This is a genomic window from Mycobacterium sp. Marseille-P9652 (assembly GCF_902652685.1).
GTDB lineage: Bacteria > Actinomycetota > Actinomycetes > Mycobacteriales > Mycobacteriaceae > Mycobacterium.
Map to the genome: position 1 here is coordinate 1 of NZ_CACRUY010000117.1, position 2905 is coordinate 2905.

Annotated in this window: 4 protein-coding genes and 1 pseudogene; 1 reads left to right on the forward strand and 4 read right to left on the reverse strand. The window is 69.9% G+C overall.

The features are described from left to right. The 4 genes from GPY60_RS26355 to rimP form a co-directional block, all read right to left on the reverse strand. On the reverse strand, nucleotides 1-407 hold a 407-nt coding region (locus GPY60_RS26355), incomplete at its 3' end, for a translation initiation factor IF-2 N-terminal domain-containing protein (RefSeq protein WP_231639844.1). 63 nt (nucleotides 408-470) lie between these two features. Continuing rightward, a complete protein-coding gene (locus GPY60_RS26360; protein ID WP_197283850.1) occupies nucleotides 471-842 on the reverse strand; it encodes a YlxR family protein in 372 nt (123 codons plus the stop codon). Between the two features lie 56 nt (nucleotides 843-898). Beyond that, complete coding sequence (gene nusA, locus GPY60_RS26365) at nucleotides 899-1939, reverse strand: transcription termination factor NusA (RefSeq protein ID WP_156690638.1); 1041 nt, start codon at nucleotides 1937-1939, stop codon at nucleotides 899-901. Further along, complete coding sequence (gene rimP, locus GPY60_RS26370) at nucleotides 1936-2478, reverse strand: ribosome maturation factor RimP (protein WP_156690639.1); 543 nt, start codon at nucleotides 2476-2478, stop codon at nucleotides 1936-1938. The genes nusA and rimP overlap by 4 nt, the downstream gene beginning before the upstream one ends. A gap of 191 nt (nucleotides 2479-2669) precedes the next feature. On the opposite strand from rimP, the pseudogene GPY60_RS26375 reads away from it, so the two are divergent. After that, a pseudogene (locus GPY60_RS26375) lies at nucleotides 2670-2905 on the forward strand (hypothetical protein); the annotation flags it as partial.

Consider the following 2905-nt stretch of genomic DNA (forward strand, 5'->3'; position numbering starts at 1 on the left):
GGCGGGGCCGGGGGTGCGCCGCCCGGACGTCCCGGCATCGGACCCGGCCGGACCGGCGCGGACGGCGGGGCGGCCGTCGCCACCCCGGCGACCGCCGCGGGCGGGCCGCCGGCCTCGCCGTTAGCGCCCGTGGCCTTCCCGATCGCCTGGTCGAGGGCGCTGTCGAGCGAGCTGTCGGCACCCTTGGCGGGCGCCTTCGCGGCGGCTTTTGCGGGGGCCTTGCCGGGGGCGCCACCCGCCGGCTTGCCGCCGCCGAAGGACTCGCGGAGCCGGCGCGCGACCGGCGCCTCTACCGTCGACGACGCGGATTTGACGAATTCGCCCTGTTCATTAAGCCGGGCGAGCACTTCCTTGCTGGTGACACCGAGTTCCTTCGCCAACTCGTGTACGCGGGCCTTACCTGCCACTACATCTCCTGTCTATGAGGCGACAGTGTGGGCCGCGCCTCGGGTATCAGCTATGACGCATCGTCATCGGGACTTCACGGTGTGCTCATGTTCTTCGCTACCTGTTCTGTTGCCGGGCGATCCGGGCGCGCCCAACGACTCGACGTGCTCGACCACCGCGGATGTGTCCGGTGAACCGGTGATGCGCAGCGCTCGTGCGAAAGCTCGCCGCCGAACCGCCTGGCGCACGCACCCCGGTGTGGGGTGCAGCCATGCACCTCGCCCCGGCAAGTTGGTCCCCGTGTCAACGATCACGGCGTATTCGCCGTTCCCGGTTGGCACAGCAACCACTCGAAGCAGTTCGACGGCCAGCTCTCGCTTCCGGCACCCGACGCACGTCCGCACGGGTCCACCCGGGTGTCTGTGCGCCGAGACCGAAGGCTCGCGCTGGATCACGGCTCAGTCTAGCGTTAGTCAACCGGTGGTCTGAACCACCCGCGGATGGCCGTCCGCTAGTGCTCGCGGGCCATTCCGTGAGTGGCGCCGTGGTCCGGCTGGTCCTCCGAATGCGGCGAGTCCCCGCGGATGTCGATGCGCCACCCGGTCAGTCGGGCGGCGAGCCGCGCGTTCTGCCCTTCCTTGCCGATGGCCAGCGACAATTGGAAGTCGGGCACGACGACCCTTGCGGCGCGGGCGGCCTGGTCGATGATCGAGACCGACACCACCTTGGCGGGCGAAAGCGCGTTGGCGACGAACCGGGCGGGGTCCTCGTCGTAGTCGATGATGTCGATCTTCTCGCCGGACAATTCGCTCATCACGTTGCGGACCCGCTGCCCCATCGGGCCGATGCAGGCGCCCTTGGCGTTGAGGCCGGGCACGCTGGACTTCACCGCGATCTTCGACCGGTGTCCCGCCTCGCGGGCGACGGCGACGATCTCGACCGAGCCGTCGGCGATCTCGGGCACCTCCAGCGCGAACAGCTTGCGCACCAGGTTGGGGTGCGTGCGCGACAGCGTGATCACCGGCTCGCGGGCCCCCCGCGTCACACCGATCACGTAGCAGCGGACGCGGTTGCCGTGCTCGTAACTCTCCCCCGGCACCTGCTCGGCCGCCGGAATGACGCCCTCCGAGGCCTTGGTCTCGGTGCCCATGCGCACGACGACGAGGCCGCGCGCGTTGGCCCGGCTGTCGCGCTGGATCACGCCCCCGACGATCTCGCCCTCGCGGGTGGAGAACTCGCCGTAGGTGCGCTCGTTCTCGGCGTCGCGGAACCGCTGCAGCATCACCTGCCGGGCCGTCGTGGCGGCGATGCGGCCGAACCCCTCGGGGGTGTCGTCCCATTCGCTGATGACGTTGCCGTCCTCGTCGGTCTCCCGGGCGATCACCTTGACGACGCCGGTCTTGCGGTCGATCTCGATGCGGGCGTCGGCCTGGTGGCCCTCGGTGTGCCGGTAGGCGGTCAGGAGCGCGGACTTGATCGTCTCGAGCAGCTCGCTCACCGAGATGCCGCGGTCGACCTCGATGGCGTGCAGCGCGGCCATGTCGATATTCATGCTCCGGCCTCCGTTCCGGCGCGCCCGGTCAACTCGGCCAGCTCCAGCTCGGCCGGTGACGGCGGTGAAAACTCAACCTGCACAACGGCTTTGACCACATCGGCCAAGGGGATCTCGCTTACCGCCCAGCCGCGACCGGCCCGGACGACCAGCGCGACCGCGTCGTCGCCGGTCGCGCCCACCCGCCCGGTCAGCCGCGACCCGTCCGACAGTGCGACGTCGACCTTGCGGCCCCGGGCGCGGCGGAAGTGCTTGGCGGTGGTCAGCGGCCGCTCCACCCCGGGCGAGCTGACCTCGAGCACGTAGGAGTCGCGGATCGAGCCGAGCAACGTTGAGCCGTCGAGCAACGTCGACGCCGAACGCGAGAGGGTGGCGATGGTGTCCCGGTCCAGTGCGTCGTCGCCGTCGGCGATCACGGTGATCCGCGGCGGACGCGCACGGCTGTCGATGACCACGTCTTCGATCTCGTAGCCCGCGCGCGCGAACTCTCCACCGAGTAGCTCGATCACCTGCGTCTGGGAAGGTAGCCCGGTGGTCACGGCGAGCTCCTCATCTTGAGTTGTCCGGTCAGCTGGCTCCGGTGTTCCGCGCAACGTCACGAACACCGTCCGCGGACGCTTCACGGAAGCCAACTGTCAACGATACGCCAGTAAAGGCGCCTGACGGCCTGATCGCGTCCGCCGACGTCCCCGCCTTCGGCGCGGTGACCTCCGATGGCAGGATTGGGCCTGTGCCTAGCGCAGTACCCGTCACCAACAGACGGGGCGTGCTCGCCGGTGGCGTGGCTCTTGCCGCGCTGGGGGTGGTCGGATCCGCCTGCGGCGAGTCCCCGCCCAAACCCCCACCCGTAGAGGACTTGTGGGGTCCGTTGGACCAGGCCAGGCACGATAGCTCCCTGGCGGCCGCGGCCGCGAGGGAGCTATCGTGCCTGGCCTGGTCCAACGGACCCCACAAGTCCTCTACGGG